Raw genomic sequence first — 23,992 nt, 5'->3', positions numbered from 1 at the left:
GGTAGGCTACATTGGTGTTAAATTTTACAACCGCCGCCTTCGCAATCATCATCTTCCGGCTGAGCAGTGTCACCTTGGTCATCTTTAGCACCATCACGAGTGTTATGATAATAAAGCGTCTTCACACCGAACTTATAGGCTGTTAGTAAGTCTTGTAACAGCTTCTTCATTGGTACTTTACCGCTGTCATAAGCACTTGGATCATAGTTGGTGTTAGCAGAGATAGCTTGGTCAACAAACTTCTGCATGATGCCAACTAAGTGAAGGTAACCATTGTTTGAACCAATATTCCAAAGCAACTCATAGTTGTCTTTCAAATTCGCGAAATCAGGAACAACTTGCTTCAAAATACCATCTTTCGATGCTTTCACTGATACAAAACCGCGAGGTGGTTCGATACCATTGGTTGCATTCGATATTTGAGATGATGTTTCTGACGGCATTAAAGCTGTTAATGTTGAATTTCGTAGGCCGTGCGTCATGATCTCTTGGCGTAAAGTATCCCAATCATAATGAAGCTCTTCATCACAAATTAGATCGATATCTTTTTTGTACGTATCGATTGGCAGTAAACCTTTCGCATAATTTGTTTCGTCAAAAAGAGGGCATTTACCTTGCTCTTTCGCGAGTTCAACCGATGCTTTAAGCAAGTGATATTGAATAGCTTCGAATGTACGGTGAGTCAGAGCGTTTGCGCTGCCATCAGAGTACTTAACACCATTTTTCGCAAGGTAGTAAGCGTAGTTGATTACACCCACACCTAATGTTCGGCGATTCATTGTTGACTTGTAAGCCGCTGGCAAAGGGTAGTCTTGGTAGTCAAGTAGAGCATCAAGAGCACGAACCACAAGTTCAGACAGTTCAGCAAGATCATCTAAAGAATCGATAGCCCCAAGGTTAAATGCTGAAAGCGTACAAAGTGCAATTTCACCGCTGTCATCATCAACATTCGTTAATGGTTTAGTTGGCAGAGCGATCTCCAAACATAAGTTTGATTGACGAACTGGCGCAACTTTTGAGTCAAATGGACTATGAGTATTACAGTGATCGACGTTCTGAATATAAATACGACCCGTTGATGCTCGCTCTTGCATAAGGAGAGAGAATAGTTCTACTGCACGAACGGTTTCTCGTTTTACAGAAGCATCGTTTTCGTATTTAACATACAGACGTTCAAATTCATCTTGATCTTCGAAAAACGCATCGTAAAGGCCGGGTACATCAGATGGTGAGAATAGGCTGATATTTCCGCCTTCAACCAAACGTGAGTACATCAGTTTGTTTAACTGAACACCGTAATCCATATGACGAACACGGTTCTCTTCAACACCACGGTTGTTTTTAAGCACTAATAGAGATTGAACTTCACCATGCCATAGTGGATAAAATACGGTTGCCGCACCACCACGAACGCCACCTTGAGAGCAACATTTTACCGCAGTTTGGAAATATTTATAGAAAGGGATACAACCAGTATGGAAAGCTTCACCATTACGGATTTCAGAGCCTAAAGCGCGGATACGACCTGCATTAATACCGATACCAGCACGCTGAGATACGTAACGTACAATTGAGCTCGCCGTTGCATTGATTGAATCTAGGCTATCACCACATTCGATAAGTACACATGAGCTAAACTGGCGCGTAGGAGTACGAACACCAGACATAATTGGTGTTGGTAACGAGATCTTGAATGTTGAAGCCGCATCATAGAAGCGCTTAATGTAATCAAGGCGTGTCTCTTTTGGGTATTTCGCAAATAAACACGCAGCAACCAAGATATACAAGAATTGAGCACTCTCGTAAATTTCTTTAGTTACACGGTTTTGAACGAAGTATTTACCTTCAAGCTGCTTAACGGCGGCATAAGAGAAATCCAAATCACGGCGGTGATCAATGATGCCATCAAGTTGGTTAAGCTCTTCGCGAGTATAGTCTTGCATGATGTGTTGATCATACTTACCCATATCAATTAAACGCGAGACATGATCGTATAAAGTTGGTGGCTCGTATTGGCCATATGCTTTTTTACGAAGGTGAAATACTGCTAGACGCGCGGCTAAGTATTGATAATCAGGTGTCTCTTCAGAGATTAAATCTGCGGCTGACTTAATGATGGTCTCATGGATATCCGAAGTAGTAATACCGTCATAAAACTGAATGTGAGCTTTCAGTTCTACTTGAGATACGGATACGTTATGAAGGCCTTCTGCTGCCCATGTGATAACACGGTGTAGCTTTTCAAGATCAATGCTTTCTTTACGTCCATCACGCTTGGTGACAGTGAGTTGTTGGTTCATTCTGCTTTAGTTCCCTAACAAAACTGATAAAAGCCGTATTTTGAGTGTTTTTGTTTGCAATTATTGTAAATTGCGCTGCGGCTTTGTGATCTGAATCTACCCATATATTGTAGACTAAACACAAGATATAGGGGTAAGTTGTTTCGTGGCTACAAGATAGTGCTATCTATGATTATTTTCAAGGAGCAGTTTTGGACAGGGCTGTGGATAAGTAGGGGAAAGAAAAAAAACAGTTAGTAACCACTAACTGATGGTAACAGGGTGCACTTGATTGAATGAAATTGATGGTTTGCCGATGCTTTTAATTTGACCATTAACAAAAATAAATTCCTTGATCTTTGAACCAAACTGAGCAACAGATTTGTGGTGGTTAAAATAAAAACGGGTTGGTCAAAATGGAATCTAGAGCACGAAAAATAGGCTGAACTGAGCATCAAAAATATGATAAATGCAACTCAGTTCAGAGATATTTTTGAGAAAAATAAATCACACTAATCGAGTATGGACAATGTAGTTCACATCGACATTTGGGCCTAAGCGATATGTGTCCATTAACGGATTGTAATGTAGACCTGTGATCCCTAATTCTTGCAATGGTGTTTGGTCTACCATTTTGATGAGCTCGGCTGGACGGATAAATTTGTCATGGTTGTGAGTTCCGTCCGGAACGATTTTTAATAGTTTCTCAGCACCGACAATGGCAAACAGATAAGATTTAATATTACGGTTGAGAGTAGAGAAGAAGACATGGCCACCAGGTTTCACTAATTTTGCGCATGACTGGATAATAGAGAGTGGGTCGGGCACATGTTCGAGCATCTCCATGCAAGTGACGACATCGTAATGATTGGGATGGCTTTGAGCGTGATCCTCAATGGTGCTTTGAATATACGAGAGCTTTGTTCCCGTTTCTAATGCATGTAATCGTGCGACTTCTAATGGTTCTTTGCCCATATCTAACCCAGTAACAATCGCGCCCTCTTTAGCCATACTTTCAGCAAGAATGCCACCTCCACAGCCAACATCAAGAATCGTCTTGTCAAAAACACCGTCGGCTTTTTCTAAAACATAATTTAGACGCAGCGGGTTGATTTGATGTAGAGGTTTGAACTCACCTTCGAGATCCCACCAACGAGAAGCCATATCTTCAAATTTCTTAATTTCTAACGGGTCGACATTTTGAGGTTTGCCAGAACTGATGTTTGATGCTTGATCTTTGATCATATTTTTCGTCATAGGTTGTTTCACAATAAGTGCTGAATGGGTGTAATAGTCTAACGTCAGATTGAAGAATGCAACCATGATGCTAGATTGCGTTATTGTCGTTTTTGCATGTGGTGGCTTAATGTCCAAAAATATGTATTTATATTGACTGCAAAACAACCTACTTTCAGTAAGATATGAATCGTCAGTGCAATTTTTCACCAATTGATTCGCCACCAAGCTCACAACATGATAAAAGGACGATGAAAGTGATGCCGAATCAGGTAAATTTGTGTTATATTTTTTGGTCTTGTACGTATTAAAAATACGATCAGACTATAGAGGGAAAATGGCTCTATGAGCGATCTAGCTAAAGAGATCACGCCCGTAAACATTGAAGATGAGCTTCGAGGTTCATACCTAGACTATGCGATGTCAGTTATCGTTGGTCGTGCTCTTCCAGATGTGCGTGATGGCCTAAAACCAGTACACCGCCGCGTATTGTTCGCGATGAATGTACTTGGTAATGATTGGAACAAAGCATATAAAAAATCTGCCCGTGTAGTGGGTGACGTAATCGGTAAGTATCACCCACATGGTGATAGTGCGGTATACGATACTATTGTACGTATGGCACAACCATTCTCACTTCGTTACATGTTGGTCGACGGTCAAGGTAACTTTGGCTCGATCGATGGTGATTCAGCGGCGGCGATGCGTTATACCGAAGTTCGAATGTCGAAAATTGCTCATGAGCTTTTGGCTGACTTAGAAAAAGAAACGGTAGATTACGTACCTAACTACGATGGTACTGAGCAAATCCCTGCGGTTTTACCAACAAAAATTCCGAACCTATTGGTTAACGGTGCTTCTGGTATCGCAGTAGGTATGGCAACGAATATTCCACCGCATAACTTAGGTGAAGTGGTAGATGGTTGCCTAGCGTTTATTGATGATGAAGACATTACTATCGATGAGCTAATGGGATTCATCCCAGGCCCAGATTTCCCGACGGCTGCTATGATCAGCGGACGTAAAGGCATCATTGATGCTTATAAAACGGGTCGTGGTAAAGTTTACATGCGTTCAAAAGCGGATATTGAAGTTGAGAAGAATGGTAAAGAGACCATTATTGTCACTGAAATCCCGTATCAAGTGAACAAGGCTCGCTTGATTGAAAAGATCGCAGAATTGGTAAAAGACAAAAAAGTTGAAGGCATTAGTGCACTACGTGACGAGTCTGATAAAGACGGTATGCGTATTGTTATCGAATGTAAGCGTGACGCTGTGGGCGAAGTTGTTCTAAACAATCTTTACTCTCAAACTCAGCTTCAAACGACTTTTGGTATCAATATGGTTGCGCTTGATAATGGCCAGCCGAAATTGTTTAACCTAAAAGAGATGATCAAGTGTTTCGTTGATCACCGTCGTGAAGTTGTAACTCGTCGTACTATCTTCGAACTTAAAAAAGCTCGTGATCGTGCTCATATCCTTGAAGCACTAGCACTAGCATTAGCCAATATCGATGAAATCATCGAACTTATTCGTAACGCAGCAACACCAGCTGAAGCAAAAGTTGGTCTGGTTTCTCGCGGATGGGATTTGGGTAATGTTGCTTCTATGCTTGAACGTGCAGGTACTGACGCGGCTCGTCCAGATTGGTTAGAAGATCAATTTGGTATTCGTGACGGTCAATACTTCTTAACTGAGCAACAAGCTCAGGCGATTCTAGAACTGCGTTTACACAGACTGACAGGCCTAGAACACGAGAAAATCTTAGATGAATATAAAGATTTGCTCGAAGTTATTGCTGAACTTATGCATATTCTTGCTAGCACTGAACGCTTGATGGAAGTTATTCGTGAAGAGCTAGAAGCAGTTCGTGACGGTTTTGGCGACCCTCGTCGTACAGAAATCACAGCGGCAATGCACGATATTGATATGGAAGATCTTATCACTCAAGAAGATGTGGTAGTGACGCTTTCTCACGAAGGTTACGTGAAATATCAAATCCTTAGCGACTACGAAGCTCAGCGCCGTGGTGGTAAAGGTAAGAGTGCAACTAAGATGAAAGATGAGGATTACATTGAGCGTTTGCTTGTTGCTAATACTCACGACAATATCTTATGTTTCTCTACTCGTGGTAAAACGTACCGCTTGAAAGTATATCAATTGCCTCAAGCGAGCCGAACCGCTCGTGGTAAGCCAATCGTCAACATTCTTCCACTTGAAGAAAATGAACGTATCACGGCTATCCTACCAGTTACTGAGTTTACTGAAGATAAGTTTATCTTTATGGCAACTGGTGACGGTACCGTTAAGAAGACATCATTAGCAAGCTTCTCTAACGTTCGTTCAAACGGCTTAATTGCGGTTAACTTACGCGACGAAGATTCACTGATTGGTGTTGACATTACTGACGGCGAAAGTGACATCATGCTGTTCTCTAAAGCGGGTAAAGTGGTACGCTTCAGTGAAGATAAGGTTCGTAGCATGGGACGTACTGCGTCTGGTGTACGTGGCATGAAGCTAGCGGAAGATGACCAAGTTGTGTCTCTGATTGTTCCTTCAAATGAAGGCGACATTCTAACTGTAACGCAAAATGGTTACGGTAAGCGAACGACGCTTGCTGAGTACCCAACGAAGGGTCGTGCAACACAAGGTGTAGTTTCTATCAAAGTATCAGATAGAAATGGCCCAGTTGTTGGCGCGGTACAAGTTGAGGAAGGTGATGAGATGATGATGATCACCGACGCTGGTACTCTAGTTCGTACACGTGTTTCTGAAGTTAGCCAAGTTGGTCGTAACACTCAAGGTGTGACGCTAATCCGCACGACTGAAGACGAAAATGTAGTTGGTTTACAACGCATTGATGAAGTCGAAGAGTCTGAAGTTTTGGACGGCGAAGATGTAGAAGGTCATATTGCTGAAGGTGAACAACCTGCTAGTGATATCGCTGAATCTTCTGACCAACAGGAAGCTCCGACTGAAGGTAGCGATAGCGAAGAGTAGTCTCAAGACTCACTGAGCATTCTCCCCAAAAACCGAGCCTTTGTGCTCGGTTTTTTTATCCATAAAATACATGACTTTTATTGATCAATCTTACAATTTACAAGCAAAAACAGATTGTAAGTGTCTAATTGATATACCATAAACTGATAATTAGAGTGAGAGGAAAGATGATGCAACAGTGGACATTCGTTTTTATCACTGTGACATGTGTATTTATCGTTGGTTTTATCTATGCAATGACGCCAAAAGGGGAGCAGAAGAAGTACTCCCTAGCGTTAGGCGTCGGGGTCGTAGGGTTAAGTGTACTCGCGTGGTTTGTCTTACGTCAGCCAGTACAAACTGTCGCAGTGGATACCCCAGTTAAGCACTCTAGTCAGAAAATGATGACATTGAAGGAGGAGTTGCAAGCTCAACTCACACAAGATCCTAATCAAGGCGAGCTGTGGTTTCAACTTGGCCATGGTTACGTTCTTGAAAATGATTTTCAATCGGCGCTGACGTGTTTTGATTACGCAATTCGACTCAGTGAGAGCCCAACTGCAAGTCAATATGCGGCAAAAGCAACAGCACTTTATTACGTTAGCTCGCAACAAATGAGTTCGGATGTTGTGGCACTGTTAGATGCTGCTTTTGAATTAGATCCACAAAACCAAACGGGTTTAATGTTAGTCGCAAATGATCATTTTATCAGTTTCCGCTATCAACTCGCCATAGAGACTTGGACAAAAATTCTGGATTCGGAAAGACAAGAAGTGGATAGGGTAAGCTTGATTCAGTCGATTAATCGAGCCAAGGAGTTGGTAAATAATTGAAACCTTGATACAACTTCCAATCTAGAATCTGCTCCTAGATTGGAAGTTGAGTGCTATTTATCCACCTAAGCTATTCATTCACTTAAGATGTTCATTCTTCTATTCTGGTAACACCAACTTATCCACGATAAATGAGTTGATGTTTGTCGTGGAGTTCAGTCTAATTTGCTTCACTTTTGCGTATTCAGGGTCGTCGTGCCAAGCGAGTGCGGCTTCTTTATTTGGAAATTGAACCACAACCTTCATCTGAGCCATTTCCCCATCAACTACATGCCCTTCATTCGTGGCGACAAGAATTTCTCCGCCGTGTTTAGCAATCGTCGCTGCTGTTATGCCAATCGAACCTGGGTTGTAAAGCGAATACTGTTCTGGATCTGAAACATCATAATTTAAAATGAAAAATACCGTCATAATATAGATTCTCTTATTTGGATTTTGGTTTAATTATAGAGTAGATATTTATTTATATTGCAGGAAATAGTCGCGGTTCAAAAGGGGAATAATATCCAATGATTATGGGTTGAAACGACCATAATAGAATTTGTCTTGATATGAATACGAACAAAACCGTAATGAGAATGTGTCTTAATATACTTATTGTTTGCTTCTTATTTGATATGAATAAATAGTACCAAAGAAGAAATGACTTTAAGTGATATTAGCGAATCGAACTTAACTCTCTTTTCGCTAGGAATAAAAAAACCAGCCACGAGGGCTGGTTTTTGGAACAACATTGCTTATTGCTTATTGCTTATTGTGCGTAAGCTTGCGAACGATCTATTTGTAGTCGTAGCCCGCTTCACGTTTTTCAGCTTGCTCTTCCCACTGTGGAACGATGGTTTCTAAGAACTTCTTCTTATCAGCATTCATCTTATCCATATTCATACCAAGCGCTTTTTGAGCTTTTGCTTTGGTAGAGATATCAGGGATTTGAACAGGTTCAGTAATACCTTTCTTCGCAAGTAAGCGAATTAGCTTAGTACGCGCATCAGCGGCACGGTCAACTGCTGTACCTAGTACTTCAAGTGCAACTTCAGGAGCGTGCATATGAACACCGTGAGAAGCGATAGCATAGTCCCAGCGCCATTGTGCATGACGAATATCTTGTAGGATAGGCTTCATTTCTGCTTCTGTTGCACCAGCATCCCATGCTGCGCCCGCTTCAAAGTGTGCTGCCACAATTTGTTTTTCAGCGGTTAGCTTCATGTTTGTCACTTGAGTTTTACGAGTCGCAACAATACTTTGCATTTGTTCTTTGCTTTGAGTATGACATTGTGCACACGTGTCATCAAAACGATCGAATGGGTTACCCACTTTATGATCAGTAAAGACTGTGCCATCTTCTTTGGTTACTTTCGGCATATGACAGTCAACACAAGCAACTTTATTTTTGCCGTGTATGCCTTCGCGCCATGTTTCAAAGCCTGGGTGTTGTGCTTTTAGCATTGGAGCTTTAGATACTTTGTGCGTCCAGTCTTTGAAGCCAATACCGTCGTAGTACTCTTCCATTTGCTCAACTTTAGTACCTTTGTCCCAAGGGAATTTCACACCTTTCGTTGGGCCAGTAAAGTAGTATTCAACGTGACATTGAGAACAAACTGAAGATTGTTGATCTAAGCGAGACTGGTGATCAAAGTTTTTGCCGATAGTGTCAAAAGCACGTTCAACATAGGGACGAGTGATTTTTAATGCTGGCTCGCCATTCTTGAACTCTTCACTTTTCGTATCGTGGCAATCTGAACAACCGATAGGATTAACGATTTCGTTACCTAGACGAGCCCATTTACCTTCAAAATAGCCATCTTCACCACGATCTTCAATTGAACGAGCTACATCAGGGCTTTTACAGCTCCAGCAGGCCATCGGCATAGGACCAGTCTTTTCATCTGTTGGTCCACCCGTTCTTAGGGTTTGACGTACATCATCAATCGCGTAAAAGTGACCACGAGCTTTGTTGTAATCTTTTGCAAAACCATATCCAGCCCACATGATAACCATATTTGGATCGCTTTTTAGGGCATCTTCCAGCACTTCACTTTCAGATGTTTGCTTCCAAGTTTGGTATTGGTCTGGGTGCTTTTGTTCAAATTGGGTATTTCGTGGGTCACCAATTTCTTTTTCTTCTGATGCTGCAAAACTGGCGAAACCAACTAAAGAGGTGGTTACCATCAGTAAGGTTGCAGCCGAATTACGTATCCAGTGCTTTTTCAAAATAATATCTCCGTATTCTAGATTTTTTATAACAAGCGTTGTGAACTGGCTATATTCCAAACAAGAACTGGAGAGTTGTTGAAATAATAGTACATATCTTGAAACATTTATTAGCAATTATATCTAGAATTGTCTTAGATCAAATATCAATAGTGATCCATGTCACACCTGGTTCCGTATAACCCTAAAGGGGTAGTTATTAAGCTTGTTTCTTCAAATAGTTCATATAGTTAGAGATATGACCATTATATTAATAAGGTGAAATAGGTCACTAATTTGAGAGGTGTATATATATATTCTACTACTATAGAGTTATTATATTTACTTATAGCGTTGTGGCTTATCCAAAATAAGAATTGATATCATTTAGATTTGGCGATATACCATTCTAAAGGTACATTTTATTTGACCGGAATAATTAAGTAGAGAGCTTAATTTCGCTGGTATAAGGAAAGGATATAATGGGCAATATAAAATTGACCATAGCCATAATGTTGAAGTCTCTTCTAGCATTCTGTCTCTATGGTTATTCCATCCATGCCGTTGCCGACTCTTCATCTGTTCAGGTTGAAGATGCCTCGACACGACATGAAGTCAGCCTCATTCGTGATAAAGATTATAAATGTGTGCAATGTCATAAAGATTCAAAAGAAACTCTTTTTGGTTCTCATGGCGAAGATGCGCATAAAATTCTTGGACGCGAAGTAAATTGTACGGAATGTCATAGCAATATTAGTCCTGATCACCGTGAAGGTGCTCCGAAGGTTATTAAGTACTCCAACGCTCAATCGCAACCTGGCTCTGAAAAGGTATTCCTTGAACCTGACGCTATTTTAAAAGCGAACAGTCAATGTACCGATTGTCATAAGCCAGAATATTTACGTGAGTCCAGTTGGACACACGATGTTCACGCGAAAAACTTAACTTGTTCTAATTGCCACGATGTTCACGCTAAGAAAGCGAAAGTATTGGCATTCGACAAGAAAGAAAAAATTAAGCTATGCGTGGATTGCCACTCAGACTTCAACCAGTTAAAAGAAGAGGAGTGATGTTATGAGTTGTTCTAGACGTAATTTCTTAGCAGGCGCTGGTGCCGTTATTGTTACTACTGGTGTTGCGGGTACCGCTGTTGTTACTAGCCGTAAAACATTGGCAAGCGTTCAAGAAGATGGCAATAAACGCTATGGTATGATCCACGATGAAACTGCTTGTATCGGTTGTACGGCATGTTCAGATGCTTGTCGTGAAGTAAATAATGTTCCTGAAGGTGTATCACGATTAGAGATCATTCGCAGTGAACCTCAAGGCGAATTCCCTGATGTTGAATACCGTTTTACTCGCCAATCTTGTCAACATTGTGAAAATGCTCCTTGTGTTATGGTTTGCCCTACAGGCGCAGCCTATAAAGATGAGAAAACAGGCATCGTCGATGTGCACCACGATAAGTGTGTCGGCTGTGGCTACTGTTTAGCGGCTTGTCCTTACCAAGTTCGTTTCTTCCATCCTGAAAACAAATCAGCAGATAAATGTAACTTCTGTCGTGACACAAATCTTGCTCAAGGTAAATTACCTGCATGTGTCGAGTCTTGCCCGACGAAGGCGCTGACATTTGGTGACTTGAACGATCCTGAAAGTGAGATCAATCAAGTATTGAAGAATGAAGTGGTTTATCGAGATAAGGTTCATTTGGGTACTAAGCCTAAGTTGTTCAAAGTACCGCATCAGAAAGGGGAGATTTCATCATGAGTGCATGGGACACCGCATTTCAATCTAGCACAGTCGTGTGGGATTGGATTATTGCTATCTACTTGTTCTTAGCTGGTATGTCAGCAGGTGCTGTAATGATCTCAATTTACCTTAAACGCAAGGTAATTGAAGGAAACCCAGCTGAAAATGGTATTTTGAAAGCGACGGCTTTCCTTGCACCATTCGGTATCATATCTGGCCTAACGATTCTTATTTTCCATCTAACAAAACCACTTTCGTTTTGGAAAATAATGATCTTCTTTAATCCAACATCTGTGATGTCTATGGGGGTTATTCTCTTCCAAGTCTACATGGCGGTATTGTTTGTTTGGATTGGTATCATCTTTAAAAAACAAATTGTCGATTTCCTACAAGGTCGCTTTGCATTTGTTGATGGTTTACTGGAGAAATTCACTAAGTTTGAGAATTCAATTGAGCTATTCCTTGGGTTCCTTGCGCTACTACTAGCGGCTTATACTGGTTTCCTATTGTCAGCACTTCAAACGTACCCAATGCTGAATAATCCAGTACTTCCAATACTGTTCTTGTTTTCAAGCCTATCCTCTGGTGCTGCGGCATGTATCTTATTCGGCGTTCTTGTATTTAAAGAGTCTCCGCATGGGCCAAGTGTTTCATGGATCCACGGGTTTGAACGGCCAGTCGTTATGTTTGAGTTGTTCGTTTTGGTCACCTTCTTCACTGGACTAATTTTCTCTGGTGGACAGGCTGAGATTTCGGCAATGAATGCGATTGGCGAAGGCTTTTGGGCATCTTGGTTCTGGTGGGGCGTAATTGGCGCAGGTATGTTGCTACCGCTTTTACTTAATGCAGTCACGCCTAAGTCAATTCGCCATAGTGGCGGTTTTATTTTAGTCGTAACAACGCTGAGTTTAGTGGGCGTATTGATGTTACGTACTTTCATTCTATACGCAGGTCAAATGACAGTTGTTTAAATCAGTTTTGATTGATAACACTAGTGTTTGAAAGTGTCATTGCTTGTAAACTATAAGCTCCACTGATTTTGGTGGGGCTTTTTTTTGAGGTTTTATGATTGGTGAGTTAGGTCTATTTTCTCTTGTTCTAGTCGCTTGTTTGAGTTCAATAATCTGTGTGGCTATTGGCTGGAAAAGACAGCAAAACTCGCCGATTGAACTCTCTACTGTGCGCTCTTGTACTCAGCTATCTGCGCTGTTTTCTATCGTGAGTATAGTCCTGCTTGGCTTCGCCTTCTATATTGATGATTTTTCAATATCATATGTTGCAGCGCACTCTAATACTGAATTACCGATATTTTTCAAATTGGCGGCCGTATGGGGTGGTCATGAAGGCTCCCTGCTTTTCTGGGTTTTAACTCTTGGGTGCTGGAGTGGTTTAATTACGTTGAACCGACGTTATCCGCGAGCATATTTGATCAATGTTCTCTGGGTGATGAATGGCTTAATTGCGGTGTTTGCGTGGTTTACGCTTATCGCATCCAATCCATTTGTGATGAGTTCTATGATTCCTGTAGAGGGGCGAGATTTAAATCCTATGCTCCAAGATGTGGGGTTAATATTCCATCCGCCATTGCTCTACTTGGGCTATGTTGGCCTTTCGACGGTACTGGCATTTGCCGTTGCCGCCTTATTAACGCCGGAAATTGAGTACAACTGGGTTAAGTATTGTCAGCCTTGGTGCCAGAGCGCTTGGGTGTTTCTAACTGGTGGCATTATTCTGGGCTCTTGGTGGGCTTATTACGAACTAGGCTGGGGTGGTTGGTGGTTTTGGGATCCGGTAGAAAATGCATCTTTATTGCCGTGGTTAACTTCAACAGCACTATTGCACTGTTTGTCTGTTGCTCGTTATAAGCGTCAGCTAATGAAATGGGCGTTTTCGCTGTCTTTTATCACTTTCAGTTTGAGCATTCTAGGCACGTTCATCGTTCGATCTGGAGTACTGACATCCGTTCATGCTTTTGCCGTTGATCCGGGGAAAGGATTGACACTCTTATTGATACTTTCACTTGTTTTATTCGGATCATTTTGTCTATTGCTGACTAGAGGCGACGAGATTAAATCCGAGCCTATCACTCACTTTCTGAGTAAGAGTTTTGTGTTACTGCTGGCCAATAGCCTGCTTATTGTTGCGATGATAGTTGTCCTCGTTGGGACCTTCTATCCAATGCTATTTAGCTTATTAGGATTAGGAAATATTTCGGTAGGAGCTCCTTACTTCAATACCGTTTTTTCTCCGCTAGCGCTCATTGCTCTATTTATAATGGGAGCCAGCCCTTTTATTTCTTACTACAAACAGCGCAAGAACGTAAAACAAGTCGTTATCATTACCGCTATTACTTCTATCGTTGTTGGTGTATTGCTCTACCAGGTTCAAGTTGAATACAGTGATTGGCTAGTACAACTAACCTGGATAATTGCAGTTTGGGTGGTGTTATCTCATCTGTATTTGCTGAAATTTTCGCTGGTAACATCGGGTCGAGTACGAAGTGTTGCGGTTAATATGGCGCATATTGGTGTTGCTGTTGTTTGTATAGGTTCTGCGATGAATAGCGAACACTCTTATGAACTTAACCGCAGAATGGCACCAGGAACAGAAGTGGTATTCGCTGACTGGACGATCAAACATTTAGACACTGAGTTACATATTGGGCCAAACTATACATCAGAGAAGATATGGTTAGAGATTAGCGGCAATAACCGGACAGATATCATTATACCTGAGAGACGCCATTATCAAGTCCGCGTAATGAATATGAGTGAACCGGCTATGAAATGGTTCTGGCATGGTGATATTTATGTCACGGTTGGAGAGAAGGTCGATCTCAAATCCTATGCTGTAAGGATTCAATACAAGGCGTATGTTCGTTGGATATGGCTAGGAGCGCTGCTTTCGATTTTAGGCGTGGTGTTGCTTTTAGTTCAACCAAAACGCAGTCGCGAAAATCAATAAAAAACCAATACAGGGGCTGGCTTTGCAAAATAAAACCAAACTAAAAATTGGCGTACTGTTCCTCGTGATGTGTGCTTTTATTGGCACGCTGACCATTGGGTTATCTGAGAGTCAGAGTAGTAAATCAGTTTCGGTTAATAAACCTTTACCTGAGTTCATGCAAGCGGACTTAAGAGATTCACAGCAAGTTCTCACCAAGGTTGATGTTCTTACAGAGAATGTTCAATTGCTCAATGTATGGGCCTCTTGGTGTGGCGTTTGTAAATCAGAGCATGAATTTCTCAAAGAATTGAAAGATGAGAATATTAATATCATTGGTTTGAATTATAGGGATGATCTTAAACTGGCAAATAATATGCTTTTGGAGGAGGGTGATCCTTACAGAAGGATCATATTTGATCCTCGTGGAGAGTTTGCGTTGGATCTTGGCGTTATTGGTACTCCTGAATCTTATTTAATTAACAGGGATGGAATTATAATTAAGAAATACCGTGGAGCATTAACCCGTGATATTTGGAACCAAGAATTTAAACGCTACTTTAATAATTGATGAATCGTTGAAGAAAAACTATGCGAATACTATATTTTTTTATGATGGTTGTATTAGCCTCTTGTCATGCTCAAGCCTCAACTGACGAGGTGTTTGTCGGAGCAAATAAAGAAGTAAGCCAACAGGTTGAATTGTTTGAGTTTGATACGCCTTTACAGCAGAAACATGCCATTTTACTCGCAAAGTCATTGCGTTGCCCACAGTGTCAGAACCAAAATCTTGTCGAATCTAACTCTCCAATAGCTAAAGATTTGCGCTTAAAAGTCTTTACCATGCTAAAAGAGGGTAAGTCAGAAGAAGAAATAATAGAATTTATGACGGATCGTTTTGGTGATTTTGTTATGTATAAGCCCGCATTTAATGCGAAAAATCTATTACTTTGGATCTTTCCACTGCTGTTGTTGATCTTATTTCTACTCTTTGCGATAAAAAGTGTTAAAAAAAATAGTTTGTGACTATTATTCCATTTTCAATTAATGATTGTGTAATATATAAACGAAGTGATATTATTTAATCAAATAATATCACTTCGCACTATACCAAACGTTAATTGAATATAAGGCTTTGCACATGGACTCGATAACCTCGCAATTAAAAAATGACTTTTATGCGCATCTTCGTTCTATGCAAGCCAATAATTCCGGAATCTCGACCTCAAGTGTTTCTCTACTCACTCAAGAGGAGCTTTCTGAACTGGAAAGTGTTTGGATTCAATTAGCGGTGTGGAAAAAATCGCAGAAACAGCAACTGAATTGCTAATGTGTTCGTTATGTGTGGATAATATAACACATTGAAAATAAGCAACTTTAGTATAATGCCTCAATTTTATCATTATAAAATTGGGGCTTTTTATTGCCTGTGGATTGAAATGTTATAATATAACAATTATGATTTGGTCATTGAAAAATGAGGCGTGAGTCCCCATAGTTGAAGAATCGTAGTGCGAATACACTGCATTCCTTTTCTAAAATGCAGACAACAAATAGTCAAGTGAGTGAGAATATGGCGGAAGTACGTGCCAGAATAGAGTTGAAAGTCGGAGCAAAGAGTAATATCGATGCAGAGATGCTCTCTTTTAAAGGATTAGAAACGGATAAAGAACATGTAGCGGTTGTCTTCAAGTCTGTTGATCAGCTACCCACAATTCCGTTAGTTAGAATGCATTCAGAGTGCTTGACTGGCGATGTTTTTCATTCATCCCGTTGTGACTGTGGTGAGCAGTTAGAAGAAACGATCCAAAAGATGGGTGAGCAAGGCGGCATCATTCTTTATTTACGGCAAGAAGGTCGTGGTATTGGTCTATATAACAAGATTGATGCATACAAACTTCAAACTGAAGGGATGAATACCTATGAGGCGAACAATCATCTTGGATTTGGTGATGACCTTAGAGACTTCACTGAAGCCGCACAAATGTTAACAGCATTGGGTATTAATAAAATTCATTTAGTTACCAATAATCCTAAAAAAATCAATGATCTTAAGAACTTTGGTATTGAAATAGAATCAGTCGTTAATACGCTCGCTCATATTAAATCGGGCAACGAAAGCTACTTACAAGCGAAAGTCTCTCATGGGAAACACAACCTGAAGTTGTAGCCCTTCCTTAAAGTCTCTTCCCTAGATTTTCTGTTGAATTTGAATAAAGCCTCACTATTGTGAGGTTTTTTTGTTTTTGTCTTGCAAAAAAATTGTAAATTTGTATTATTCCAAACCTAAGTGCAAATGATAATAAGTTGCACTATCAATATAATTAAAATTTAGAATACGATTAAGCTCAACAAGGACGCTTTCATGACTATTAAACATTTAGTGGCAACAACCATTGCATCGTCACTACTTCTAGCTTCAGGCTCTACATTTGCCGCAGTAACTAAAGATCAAGTAGTAGAGCATTACGCAGATATTGCTCACGCGGTATTCGAAGACTCTGTTATTACAGCAAAAACTCTGGACACAGCAATTGATGGGTTTTTAGCCCAACCTTCAGCATCAAGTTTTGAGAAAGTAAAACAAACTTGGTTAGATTCACGCGTACCGTACCAACAATCTGAAGTATTCCGTTTTGGTAACGTCGTGGTCGATGACTGGGAAGGGCAACTGAATGCTTGGCCTCTTGATGAAGGTTTAATTGATTATGTTGGTAGTGATTATCAGTATGAGCTTGGTAATGAAGGTGCGAGTGCAAATATCGTAGCTAACAAAACTCTTAAAGTTGGTTCAAGTGTTATTGATGCAACAACCATCACTCCTGAGTTGATCGCAGATTTAAATGAAATTGGTGGCTCTGAAGCGAATGTAGCCTCTGGATACCATGCGATTGAATTCTTACTTTGGGGTCAAGATCTTAACGGTACAAATGCTGGTGCAGGCGCTCGTGCATACACCGATTTCGTTGTAGGCAGCGAATGTACAAATGGCAACTGTGATCGACGTGGTCAATATCTTAAAGCGGCTGCTGAACTTTTGATCCAAGATCTTGAGTGGATGGAAAAACAGTGGGAAGCCGGTGAAAAAGGTAACTATCGCCAAGAGCTATTAGCAGATTCTGCTGATAACGGTTTGCGTAAAATGCTGTTCGGCATGGGGTCACTTTCATTAGGTGAGTTAGCCGGCGAGCGTATGAAAGTGGCATTAGAGGCAAACTCAACGGAAGATGAGCATGACTGTTTCTCTGATAACACTCATAACTCTCACTACTACAATGAGCAAGGGATCTATAACGTTTATACAGGTTTGTACAAACGTGAAAGTGGCAAGTTACTTTCAGGACCTAGCCTTTACGATTTAGTGGCTCAGAAAGACAAAAAAGCAGCTAAAGAGATCCAGAAACAGTTCGATCTAGCTCGCGCACAAGTTGGTCAATTGGTGACTTCAGCAGAGAAAAACAATCAGCATTTCGATCAACTGATTGCCGCTAACAACCCGGCAGGTAATGCTTTGGTTAATAAGACAATCATGGCATTGGTTGCACAAACTGGTTCTATTGAAAGAGCGGCATCTGTCATTGGTATCAGCAGCTTAAACCCAGATACTGCCGATCACGAATTCTAAGCATAAAATAATAATATAGAAGGGCTCTCTTGAGCCCTTTCTGCTATCTCTAAAATAATAATCATATTTAAGTCAATGACAGCGGAAACCGCCTGCAATATGACCACTCTTTGATGGCATTTTTGAAAGCTAAATTACACAATAAGAATACAGTTATGAAATCATATATTTTCTCAGCAGCTATTGCCTTGATCACATCGTTTTCAATACAGGCAAGTGATGTTAAATCTGGTGGGCAAACCAGTGTGAAAAAAGAAGGGAGCAATGCCTTTTCTTTACCTGCTGCAAATTTACCAATGAGCAAACGCCTTGATTTTAGTGTTGGTAACAGTTTTTTCCGTAATCCGTGGGTGCAAGCACCAGCTTCAACCGATGCTCGTGATGGGTTAGGACCTCTATTCAATACGAATGGTTGTCAGAACTGCCACATTAAAGATGGGCGAGGGCACGCTCCTGAAAAAGGGGATACTCATGCCGTCTCTATGCTAGTTAGGCTAAGCATTCCAGCCATGACGGCAGAGCAAAAAAAAGCGTATATCAAAGATGGTGTCATTCCAGAACCAACGTACGGTGGTCAACTACAAGACTTTGCCTTACCAAATATAAAACCTGAAGGTTCAATTCAAATTGATTACACCGATGTCCCTGTCACGTTTAAAGATGGTTTCGTTGTCACCTTACGTAAACCCACATTAACCATTAATGATCTCGGCTTTGGTGAGATGCACCCAGACACTCAATTTTCTGCTCGTGTTGCTCCACCTATGATTGGTCTTGGTCTGCTTGAAAGTATTCCTGAAAGTACTATTTTGGCGTTTGCTGAACAACAGAAGCTAGCGGGACAAGGCGTTTCAGGTAAAGCTAACCGTGTATGGGACGTTCAAGCGGAAGAATTTGCGCTTGGTCGTTTTGGTTGGAAAGCTGGACAGCCGAATTTGATGCAGCAAAACGCGGCCGCCTTTAATGGTGATGTTGGATTAACGAGTTCACTTTTCCCAAATGAAAACTGTACATCGAAACAGAGCTTATGCGATGAATTGCCAAATGGTGGCGATATTGAAGTAAGTGATAATATTCTAGACTTTGTAGAGTTCTACTCTCAGCACCTTGCTGTCCCTATTCGCCGTAACGTGAAAGACGAAACCGTAATGAAAGGGCAAGCTCTTTTTGCTCAATCTGGTTGCCAAAGCTGTCACCAAACCAATATCAAGACGGCAAATCGTGAGGGTCTACCCGCGATTTCAAACCAAGTAATTAACCCTTATACCGATATGTTACTGCATGATATGGGTGAAGGGCTTGCAGATAATCGTCCTGAGTATTTAGCAAATGGCCAAGAGTGGAGAACAGCGCCGCTATGGGGCATTGGCTATACAAAAGAAGTCAACGGGCACACGATGTTTTTGCATGATGGTCGAGCAAGAAACCTTCTGGAAGCTGTGCTTTGGCATGGTGGAGAAGCGGAATCAGCAAAACAGCAAGTCCTCGGTTTTGACAAAGCAGAGCGTGATGCGCTGATTGTTTTCTTAAACTCATTGTAAGGATAAGTATATGTGGTTAAAAACATCTCGGATAATGAGTTTAATTGTTCCGACCGTATTGGTTTTAGGATGTCAGAGTACTGACTCGAAACACTCATCAAACCAAGCAGTGGTGAGCAAAATGGACACGACTGAACATATCAGTTCCAGCTTGTACCAAGTACAGTTTCAATCGGCTGTGAAACTGAACGAACAAGCAATATCGTTAAATAAGTCGATGAAATCATTCTGCTCTAATGGAGCCGACCTTTCTGATTTAAAAAGGCATTGGCAAGCATCAATGGCGGCTTGGATGCATTTACAAGGACAGGAGAGAGGCCCGGTAAAAGCATTGGAGCAGAGTTGGAATGTTCAATTTTGGCCAGACAAAAAGAATACGACAGGTCGAAAAATGTCTCAGTTGGTGTCATATGATAAATCATGGACAGCTGAAGAGATCTCGAACCAGAGTGTGACGGTGCAAGGTCTTGGTGCTATTGAGTGGATGTTGTTTGACGCTCAGTCACCTCTGCTTACCAATAAGGGGGAGATATGCTCATCAGCGACTGCAATTAGCCAGAATTTACAGAATCGTACTTCACAGATTCGACAGGCATGGCTCATTAATCCTTGGACCTCGATGAATGAAGCACAGTGGAATTCGGAATACGTGAGCCTACTTTCGAATCAGCTTGAATACAGTATGAAGAAGTTGAGTCGACCACTGGCAAAAATGGGCCATCCACGAGCCTACTTTTCTGAGTCGTGGCGTTCTGCTTCATCGTTATCCAATCTGAAGGAGAATCTGAAAGCGATGCAGGCTATTTATTTTGCCAATGGTTCTGGATTGGATGCGATCTTGCGTATGAGAGATAAAGGCGAACTTGCTGATCGAATCTCTTTACAGTTTGATATGGCCATCGACACTTGGCCAGAGCAAGACAGCCTATTCAATATGCTACAAACTAAGAGTGGGTACCAAAACGTACTTGCACAATACAATAAATTAGAACAGCTTAAGTATTTGATCCATGAAGAAGTGGCAATTGAACTTGGCGTAGTGATAGGATTTAACGCGACCGATGGTGACTGATTTAAATCGAAGAACGCTATTGAAAGCGGCTATGTATGGGGCGATGGTTCCTGTATTGCCCTATGGATGTGCAGCGCAATCAGCCAACGCCAATGCTTCTCCGGCATTGATAGGTTGCTCCTTGAGTGCAAAAAAGCAGTATCGTGCTGTTGTCGCTGATGAATCTGGCGCTGAAATTCACTCATTACCAATACCTGAGCGTGGTCATGGCGTTGCTATCAATAGCCAACATGGTGAGGATCAGTATAAATATCACGCTGCAGTTTTTGCTAGGCGTCCAGGTTCATATTTAATGGTGTTCGATTATTTATCTGGTGAGCAGATCTTGCTGCGGCCAGCGGATAAAAATCGCCATTATTATGGCCATGGTGTTTTCAGTAATGATGGTATGTACTTGTATGCAACCGAAGGTGAACGTGGTACTAGCCGTGGGATCATTGGTGTATACCGTGTTCAAGATGGCTATAAGAAAGTGGAAGAGTTTTCCGGTTTTGGATTGGGGCCCCATGAAGTGATCGCAATGCCAGATAATACACTCGCGATTGGGGTAGGTGGCGTTCATACTGATGGACGAATCGCATTGAATCTCGACGCTATGTCGCCTAGTTTGAGTTATGTATCCGCAGAAGGAAAGTTACTCGATCAAGTTTCTCTTGATGACCGCCACTTAAGCATTCGACACTTAGCACATGACGGAAGTGATACCGTGCTTTGCGGTCAGCAGTACCGTGGTGAACCTGATGAGTATCCCTCTTTACTGGCGATGCACCGTCGCGGTGGCGATATGGTTCAGCTTCAAGCAGAGCCTGAACAGTGGGCACGTTTCAATCACTATATTGCAAGCATTGCAGCAAGTGATGAATTGATTCTGGCGACATCGCCTCGTGGCAACTGTTATGGGATATGGTCGAAAGAGAGTGGCGCATTGATCGAATTAGCGGCACTTCCTGATGCATCCGGTGTGATTGAAGCTAACGGCATGTTTAAGGTGAGCTCTGGCTCGGGCTCGGTTGTTACTCGCAATAAGCAGCAATCCACTTCCAAATACTCTGGCGTGCAATGGGATAACCATTGGTCTGCCATTTGATCTATTGAATCACATTTTGACTTGAGCTTTTACGATGACGGCCCTTTGATTGTTAAGGGCTGTACACAAAAATGTTCGGGGTTGGATTTATATTCGAACTGAATGCCGGTATAACATCGTAGAGTCAAACACACTGCTTTATCTGAATTCTGACACTTTTTTACTCTGATAATATCGCATTTACTCCCCGCTAAAATTTCGCGAGATTCTTACATCTTAAGTAAAGTGATGAGACGATATAAATACAATTTTCAATAATTTCAATATTTTAGTGTGACCGCAGTGAACTCATCTGCTTTTTAACTATCCACAATTCAAATATCGGAGTGTTTAACTTCTAATTATTAACTTGTTGGTGTTTAGTGTGGTTTTTGTCTATTTTATGGAATTATTGATGGCGACGCCTTGTGTTTGCCATATTTGTGCGTATTCTTTGTGTGAGCTAAATGTTAAATTTATTGATTGTTAATGTTTCTTTATCAAGGAGTCGATGATGTTACATAACCACGAGAGTACCCTACATATCACTAGTTTATCCCGTCACGCTTTAGAACAGTTATCCCCTTCATTTAACCAACTACCATCAACAGAACATGCGGATGGTAAATATCGATTACGTCGTTATTCAGTTATATGCCTGCAAGATGGAACCGTGACAGAATTGGATAACCCAGGGTTTGTACAAACTGATGATATTAACCATTTTCAAGGTGATATTGTCCGTCAATTTGAATCCATTGAGCAGGGCATTCTCGATAGTGATGGCATGAAGGAGATGTGCCAACTGTTTGTTGATAGCAACAAGTTACCTAACGGGCAAGAAATTGAAATTCATCAAATTCGAATCGCAGCAATATACGATGAGACACAAGTTGCGCCGGAAGGGGTTCACCAAGATGGTTTTGATCACCTTGCATTAATCGGTATTGATCGTAGTAACATCATTGGTGGTGAGATTATGCTGTACAACAATAGCAATGAAGCACCATTTTTCAGAAAAATTCTTGAGAATGGTGAAGTAGCAATGCTAGCCGATAGCAAGCTGTGGCATAACGCTCAACCGATATGTCCCGTCGAGAATGAAGAAAAAGGGCATATGGATGTTTTTGTTCTGACAGCAAAGGATGCGCGTAATGAGCTTCAATCTTAATTCTGTTCGTGAACAGTTTAGTGCGTTATCTCAGCAATATAATGGAAAGCCCGTGATATTTTTGGATGGCCCTGGAGGTTCTCAAGTGCCGCAATCTGTCTTGGATTCGATGACAAGCTATCTCGGTTTCTATAACTCCAATCTAGGCGGGCATTTTTTTTCGAGTCAACACACGACAAATCTGATGGCACAGGCAAGAGAGTCAGTTCAAGCTCTAGTGAATGCAGAAACTCCCGATAATATGGTGTTTGGGGCGAACATGACGTCGTTGACCTTTCAATTGAGTCGAGCAATAAGCCGAGATTGGAAGGCTGGAGATGAAATCATCGTCACAGCATTAGATCACTATTCAAATGTTTCAAGTTGGCAGCAAGCGGCTGAAGATAAAGGCGTTGTAGTACATCAGGTTAAAGTCGATGAAAGTAATTGCTCGTTGGATATGGATCACTTTGCCTCTCTGCTTAGTGAGAAAACTAAGCTGGTGGCGGTAACATTCGCATCGAATACCACAGGTTCAATTGTCGATGTAAAAACAGTGATCGAACAGGCTCACTCTGTTGGCGCGAAAGTGTATGTTGATGCTGTTCATTACGCGCCGCATCATCTGATTGATGTTCAAGATTTAGGCTGTGACTTTCTAGCCTGTTCGGCTTATAAGTTCTTCGGCCCACATGTTGGTATTGCATATATTGCACCTCAATGGCTGCAAACCATTCAACCTTACAAAGTTGAACCTGCAACGAATTTAGGCGCTGGTCGGTTCGAAACTGGCACTCAAAGCTTTGAAGGCTTAGCTGGCGTGATCCAAGCGGTGGAGTATTTGTCTCAATGGGGCGAGCAAGGTAGCTCGTTGAGGAAGAGGCTTGAACAGAGTTTTAGCCAATATAATCAGCATGAACAAGCGCTCAGTGAATACTTCTTAAAACGCTTGAGTACCCTTGGTAATAAGGTGGTTCTACATGGGCGTGAAGAAGCTGATTCGAACCTTCGTACTCCAACCTTTGCTCTTGCATTCAAATATCATCATCCCGAATTTGTCGCTAAAAGTTTAGGTGAACACAACATCTGCGTCTGGAATGGCCACTTTTATGCGCTGGGGCTGATTAGGCAACTTGGCTTAGAGGAGAGTGGTGGTGTCGTAAGAATCGGCTTCATGCATTACAACACAATAGAAGAGGTCGATCAGCTGTTTGAGGCGCTTAACGGGCTGTAAATTTACTCGACTTATTGATGTATACTTGAAAGATATCAATACCAATCAGAGATACACTGGTTGGTATTTTTTATGCTCTTATCAAAATATAATGA

At 41.4% G+C, this 23,992-nt stretch carries 20 protein-coding genes; 16 read left to right on the top strand and 4 right to left on the bottom strand.

Translation table 11 applies throughout. The features are described from left to right. Nucleotides 1–17: 17 nt before the first annotated feature. Nucleotides 18–2,300, bottom strand: a complete 2,283-nt coding sequence (gene nrdA / locus OCV39_RS08820) for a class 1a ribonucleoside-diphosphate reductase subunit alpha (protein ID WP_171756437.1) — start codon at nucleotides 2,298–2,300, stop codon at nucleotides 18–20. A gap of 486 nt (nucleotides 2,301–2,786) precedes the next feature. Next, nucleotides 2,787–3,524, bottom strand: coding sequence for a bifunctional 2-polyprenyl-6-hydroxyphenol methylase/3-demethylubiquinol 3-O-methyltransferase UbiG (ubiG, locus tag OCV39_RS08815; protein ID WP_261889501.1), 738 nt, complete (start codon nucleotides 3,522–3,524; stop codon nucleotides 2,787–2,789). 336 nt (nucleotides 3,525–3,860) lie between these two features. Between ubiG and gyrA the strand changes: the two genes are divergently transcribed. After that, nucleotides 3,861–6,515, top strand: a complete 2,655-nt coding sequence (gyrA, locus tag OCV39_RS08810; RefSeq protein WP_261888316.1) for a DNA topoisomerase (ATP-hydrolyzing) subunit A — start codon at nucleotides 3,861–3,863, stop codon at nucleotides 6,513–6,515. A gap of 170 nt (nucleotides 6,516–6,685) precedes the next feature. Continuing rightward, complete coding sequence (locus OCV39_RS08805; RefSeq protein WP_017054558.1) at nucleotides 6,686–7,327, top strand: TPR domain-containing protein; 642 nt, start codon at nucleotides 6,686–6,688, stop codon at nucleotides 7,325–7,327. A gap of 99 nt (nucleotides 7,328–7,426) precedes the next feature. Here the strand turns inward: OCV39_RS08805 and OCV39_RS08800 are convergent, their stop codons facing one another. Both OCV39_RS08800 and nrfA read right to left on the bottom strand, forming a co-directional pair. Beyond that, a complete protein-coding gene (locus OCV39_RS08800) occupies nucleotides 7,427–7,738 on the bottom strand; it encodes a DUF1330 domain-containing protein (protein ID WP_113797342.1) in 312 nt (103 codons plus the stop codon). 366 nt (nucleotides 7,739–8,104) lie between these two features. Next, nucleotides 8,105–9,538: an ammonia-forming nitrite reductase cytochrome c552 subunit gene (gene nrfA / locus OCV39_RS08795; RefSeq protein ID WP_261888315.1), complete on the bottom strand. Its 1,434-nt coding sequence runs from the start codon at nucleotides 9,536–9,538 to the stop codon at nucleotides 8,105–8,107. A gap of 461 nt (nucleotides 9,539–9,999) precedes the next feature. Here nrfA and nrfB point away from each other — a divergent pair, with 461 nt between their 5' ends. The 14 genes from nrfB to OCV39_RS08725 all read left to right on the top strand — a co-directional run bounded on the left by nrfB (nucleotide 10,000) and on the right by OCV39_RS08725 (nucleotide 23,897). Next, nucleotides 10,000–10,587, top strand: a complete 588-nt coding sequence (gene nrfB, locus OCV39_RS08790; protein ID WP_261888314.1) for a cytochrome c nitrite reductase pentaheme subunit — start codon at nucleotides 10,000–10,002, stop codon at nucleotides 10,585–10,587. 4 nt (nucleotides 10,588–10,591) lie between these two features. After that, the gene (gene nrfC / locus OCV39_RS08785; protein WP_017054553.1) at nucleotides 10,592–11,284 is read left to right on the top strand and encodes a cytochrome c nitrite reductase Fe-S protein; all 693 of its coding nucleotides are present in this window, start codon (nucleotides 10,592–10,594) and stop codon (nucleotides 11,282–11,284) included. Next, nucleotides 11,281–12,237: a cytochrome c nitrite reductase subunit NrfD gene (gene nrfD / locus OCV39_RS08780; protein WP_017054552.1), complete on the top strand. Its 957-nt coding sequence runs from the start codon at nucleotides 11,281–11,283 to the stop codon at nucleotides 12,235–12,237. Before nrfC ends, nrfD begins: the two co-directional genes overlap by 4 nt. A gap of 94 nt (nucleotides 12,238–12,331) precedes the next feature. After that, on the top strand, nucleotides 12,332–14,230 hold the full coding sequence (locus OCV39_RS08775) for a heme lyase CcmF/NrfE family subunit (protein WP_261888313.1): 1,899 nt from the start codon (nucleotides 12,332–12,334) through the stop codon (nucleotides 14,228–14,230). 22 nt (nucleotides 14,231–14,252) lie between these two features. Continuing rightward, nucleotides 14,253–14,780, top strand: coding sequence for a DsbE family thiol:disulfide interchange protein (locus tag OCV39_RS08770; RefSeq protein ID WP_261888312.1), 528 nt, complete (start codon nucleotides 14,253–14,255; stop codon nucleotides 14,778–14,780). A gap of 41 nt (nucleotides 14,781–14,821) precedes the next feature. Further along, entirely contained in the window at nucleotides 14,822–15,235 is a 414-nt protein-coding gene (nrfF, locus tag OCV39_RS08765) for a heme lyase NrfEFG subunit NrfF (protein ID WP_390903244.1), read from the top strand. Nucleotides 15,236–15,350: 115 nt separating this feature from the next. Beyond that, nucleotides 15,351–15,539, top strand: a complete 189-nt coding sequence (locus OCV39_RS08760; protein ID WP_017054548.1) for a hypothetical protein — start codon at nucleotides 15,351–15,353, stop codon at nucleotides 15,537–15,539. 210 nt (nucleotides 15,540–15,749) lie between these two features. Next, complete coding sequence (locus OCV39_RS08755) at nucleotides 15,750–16,379, top strand: GTP cyclohydrolase II (protein WP_113797334.1); 630 nt, start codon at nucleotides 15,750–15,752, stop codon at nucleotides 16,377–16,379. Between the two features lie 195 nt (nucleotides 16,380–16,574). After that, nucleotides 16,575–17,834, top strand: coding sequence for an imelysin family protein (locus tag OCV39_RS08750; RefSeq protein ID WP_017054546.1), 1,260 nt, complete (start codon nucleotides 16,575–16,577; stop codon nucleotides 17,832–17,834). 155 nt (nucleotides 17,835–17,989) lie between these two features. Beyond that, a complete protein-coding gene (locus OCV39_RS08745; protein WP_113797330.1) occupies nucleotides 17,990–19,375 on the top strand; it encodes a di-heme oxidoreductase family protein in 1,386 nt (461 codons plus the stop codon). A gap of 10 nt (nucleotides 19,376–19,385) precedes the next feature. Next, the gene (locus tag OCV39_RS08740) at nucleotides 19,386–20,447 is read left to right on the top strand and encodes an imelysin family protein (protein WP_261888311.1); all 1,062 of its coding nucleotides are present in this window, start codon (nucleotides 19,386–19,388) and stop codon (nucleotides 20,445–20,447) included. Next, complete coding sequence (locus OCV39_RS08735) at nucleotides 20,437–21,534, top strand: DUF1513 domain-containing protein (RefSeq protein WP_261888310.1); 1,098 nt, start codon at nucleotides 20,437–20,439, stop codon at nucleotides 21,532–21,534. Before OCV39_RS08740 ends, OCV39_RS08735 begins: the two co-directional genes overlap by 11 nt. A gap of 493 nt (nucleotides 21,535–22,027) precedes the next feature. Then, nucleotides 22,028–22,684 carry a 2OG-Fe dioxygenase family protein gene (locus tag OCV39_RS08730; RefSeq protein ID WP_017054542.1) on the top strand — a complete coding sequence of 219 codons (657 nt, stop codon included), beginning with the start codon at nucleotides 22,028–22,030 and terminating at the stop codon, nucleotides 22,682–22,684. Continuing rightward, nucleotides 22,668–23,897, top strand: coding sequence for a cysteine desulfurase-like protein (locus OCV39_RS08725; protein WP_261888309.1), 1,230 nt, complete (start codon nucleotides 22,668–22,670; stop codon nucleotides 23,895–23,897). Before OCV39_RS08730 ends, OCV39_RS08725 begins: the two co-directional genes overlap by 17 nt. The last annotated feature ends 95 nt before the right edge of the window (nucleotides 23,898–23,992 follow it).

The organism is Vibrio cortegadensis (assembly GCF_024347395.1).
GTDB lineage: Bacteria > Pseudomonadota > Gammaproteobacteria > Enterobacterales > Vibrionaceae > Vibrio > Vibrio cortegadensis.
The sequence above is the reverse complement of the archived record's forward strand: the minus strand, read 5'-3'. Positions and strand labels throughout refer to the sequence as shown.

Coding starts and splice junctions, on each gene's coding strand:
- nrdA (WP_171756437.1), bottom strand. CDS start 2,300: ATGAACCAACAACTCACTGTCACCAAGCGTGATGGACGTAAAGAAAGC.
- ubiG (WP_261889501.1), bottom strand. CDS start 3,524: ATGATCAAAGATCAAGCATCAAACATCAGTTCTGGCAAACCTCAAAAT.
- gyrA (WP_261888316.1), top strand. CDS start 3,861: ATGAGCGATCTAGCTAAAGAGATCACGCCCGTAAACATTGAAGATGAG.
- OCV39_RS08805 (WP_017054558.1), top strand. CDS start 6,686: ATGCAACAGTGGACATTCGTTTTTATCACTGTGACATGTGTATTTATC.
- OCV39_RS08800 (WP_113797342.1), bottom strand. CDS start 7,738: ATGACGGTATTTTTCATTTTAAATTATGATGTTTCAGATCCAGAACAG.
- nrfB (WP_261888314.1), top strand. CDS start 10,000: ATGGGCAATATAAAATTGACCATAGCCATAATGTTGAAGTCTCTTCTA.
- nrfC (WP_017054553.1), top strand. CDS start 10,592: ATGAGTTGTTCTAGACGTAATTTCTTAGCAGGCGCTGGTGCCGTTATT.
- nrfD (WP_017054552.1), top strand. CDS start 11,281: ATGAGTGCATGGGACACCGCATTTCAATCTAGCACAGTCGTGTGGGAT.
- OCV39_RS08775 (WP_261888313.1), top strand. CDS start 12,332: ATGATTGGTGAGTTAGGTCTATTTTCTCTTGTTCTAGTCGCTTGTTTG.
- nrfF (WP_390903244.1), top strand. CDS start 14,822: ATGATGGTTGTATTAGCCTCTTGTCATGCTCAAGCCTCAACTGACGAG.
- OCV39_RS08760 (WP_017054548.1), top strand. CDS start 15,351: ATGGACTCGATAACCTCGCAATTAAAAAATGACTTTTATGCGCATCTT.
- OCV39_RS08755 (WP_113797334.1), top strand. CDS start 15,750: ATGCAGACAACAAATAGTCAAGTGAGTGAGAATATGGCGGAAGTACGT.
- OCV39_RS08750 (WP_017054546.1), top strand. CDS start 16,575: ATGACTATTAAACATTTAGTGGCAACAACCATTGCATCGTCACTACTT.
- OCV39_RS08745 (WP_113797330.1), top strand. CDS start 17,990: ATGAAATCATATATTTTCTCAGCAGCTATTGCCTTGATCACATCGTTT.
- OCV39_RS08740 (WP_261888311.1), top strand. CDS start 19,386: ATGTGGTTAAAAACATCTCGGATAATGAGTTTAATTGTTCCGACCGTA.
- OCV39_RS08735 (WP_261888310.1), top strand. CDS start 20,437: ATGGTGACTGATTTAAATCGAAGAACGCTATTGAAAGCGGCTATGTAT.
- OCV39_RS08730 (WP_017054542.1), top strand. CDS start 22,028: ATGTTACATAACCACGAGAGTACCCTACATATCACTAGTTTATCCCGT.
- OCV39_RS08725 (WP_261888309.1), top strand. CDS start 22,668: ATGAGCTTCAATCTTAATTCTGTTCGTGAACAGTTTAGTGCGTTATCT.